This window comes from Deinococcus rhizophilus (assembly GCF_030271215.1).
Taxonomy (GTDB): domain Bacteria; phylum Deinococcota; class Deinococci; order Deinococcales; family Deinococcaceae; genus Deinococcus; species Deinococcus rhizophilus.
Window position 1 is genome coordinate 1 of sequence record NZ_JASNGB010000294.1, and the last position, 1,940, is coordinate 1,940.

At 73.4% G+C, this 1,940-nt stretch carries 1 protein-coding gene and 2 pseudogenes; 1 reads left to right on the forward strand and 2 read right to left on the reverse strand.

The features are described from left to right. Positions 1-321 (forward strand): annotated as a pseudogene (locus QOL99_RS16715) (hypothetical protein); the annotation flags it as partial. Between the two features lie 231 nt (positions 322-552). Here the strand turns inward: QOL99_RS16715 and QOL99_RS16720 are convergent. Both QOL99_RS16720 and QOL99_RS16725 read right to left on the reverse strand, forming a co-directional pair. Next, positions 553-1,791, reverse strand: coding sequence for a low temperature requirement protein A (locus QOL99_RS16720; RefSeq protein ID WP_285525505.1), 1,239 nt, complete (start codon positions 1,789-1,791; stop codon positions 553-555). Continuing rightward, positions 1,788-1,940: pseudogene (locus QOL99_RS16725) on the reverse strand (RuvA C-terminal domain-containing protein); the annotation flags it as partial. The gene QOL99_RS16720 and the pseudogene QOL99_RS16725, both read right to left, overlap by 4 nt.

The following is a 1,940-nucleotide window of genomic DNA, read 5'->3' on the forward strand; positions in this document are numbered from 1 at the left end:
CCCACCGCCCGGCTGCGGGAGGCGGTTCTCGCTGCCCGCGAGGAATTGCCGCGCACCGCCCTTCCCATCGTCGGGGGCGAGGCCACGCTCCCGGAGGGCGGCTCCTTCGTCCGGCTGCGGCTGCCGCGCGACCCCCACCTCGTCCTGCGGGCCGCCGGAGCCGAGCTGGAGGTGCGGCCCGGCCTGGGAGCCCTGGGCGTGCAGCCCCTCGGCGAGCCGGAGCAGCCCCTCGGCGACCTGCTGGTGCTGACCCTGCCCGGAGTGCAGGTGCTGCTCGTGCGGGCGCTGGAGGATCTGGGGGCGGCGGTGCTGCGGGACTGATGCGGACTGCGGTTGGGCCGCCTGCGTCCCTGTTCGACCCGGGCAAGGCAGGAGGGAGCGCCACAGGCTGTTCTGCTGGCCAAGTTCATCAGGTGCAGGCGCCTCACCAGCAGGCCGCTGACCCTCTCCCCTTGCGGGACTCGCAGGGCTGCTGGCAGCGAGGGCCCCGCGCAGCGAGGGGTGAGGGGGCGCCCGGCTCAACCCGGCGAACATCTTCTTTCGTCAGCGGCTCTACAGCGGCGACCCGCCCGCGCCCAGCCGTTCTTCCAGTTCCCCGAGTTCCTCGCTCGCGGGGTCGGTCGCCGTGATCGCCGCCAGGCCCAGGCACAGGGCCGCGACCGCCGCGTGCAGGGGCAGGGTACCCAGGTCCGTGAGGGACAGCCCCGCCGCCACCGCGAGTCCCCCCAGCAGCGCGAGCAGGCTGCGGTCGCGCCCCACCGGTCGGTGCGAGAGCCGCAGCGCCGTGAAGCGCAGCAGGGCGAGGGCCAGCAGCAGCGAGGCCAGCGACCACACCACCAGTTGCAGGTTCACCGCGTCGCGGTCATTCTCGGTGTCGCTGATGCCGTGCCCCAGGCCGACCGCCAGCATCACCAGCCCCAGCGTGAAGGGGATGTGGCCGTAGAGCCACAGCAGGAAAGACCCCACCCGGCCCCGGCGGTGCGCCTCCAGCACGGGCAGGGCGCGGGCCTGGTCGAAATACAGCCGCCACAGGCCCACCGCCGCCAGCAGCGCGAACAGCGACGGCGCGAGGTCGGGCACGGTCAGCGGGCGCTGCCGCCCTCCCGCCACCAGCTCGGTCACGATGTTGCCCAGCGCGATGATCTGCAGCAGGCCCACCCGCTCGGGCAGATGCTCCTGATGGGGCAGCGCCTGACCGTGACGGCCCCCGAGCAGCAGCGGCGTGATCAGGTCCACCGCCAGCGCCACCCCCCAGGCCACCAGCTGCGCGGTGCCCCCCAGAAACGCGCTGCCCACCCAGATCAGGGCGGCGAGGCCGTACCCGGTCATCAGCGGGCGGGCAAAGGCAGCCACGTCGGGGTCCCGGCGGATCATCAGCGCGTGCATGGCGACCAGGATCAGGCGGTTGGCGGCGAAGGCGGCGGCAAAGACCGGCCCGTTCTCGGCGAGCTCGCCGCGCTCGGACAGGGCCATCAGCGCCACGGTCAGCAGCTGCGCCAGCGTGCCCCAGCGGTAGACCCGCACCTGGTTGCCGTGCCGCGCCGCGAAGGTGGTGTTGCCCGCCCAGGCCCACCACACCGCCCCGAACATCACCAGAAAGTTGACGAGGTTGATCCCGCTCGGCGCGTCGCCCAGCCGCTTGGCCAGCTGGTCGAAGGCCACCACGAAGGTGAGGTCGAAGAACAGTTCCAGCCACGTGACCTTCTGTTCCTCTGGAGTGCCGGGGGTCGCCTGCTCCTCGCCGCTGGCGCCGTCCTGAATGTTGACGCTGCTGGGCTCGCCGTGGGTCACCGCAACCGGCCCAGGCTCTTGCGAATCAGGGCGTCGGCGCTCTGGGCAGGGTCGGCGGCCAGCAGCTCGGCCACCACCCCGCGTACCTGCCCCTCGCGGAAGCCCAGCGCCAGCAGCGCCTCCACCGCGTCGCGCCCGGCGGTCGTGGC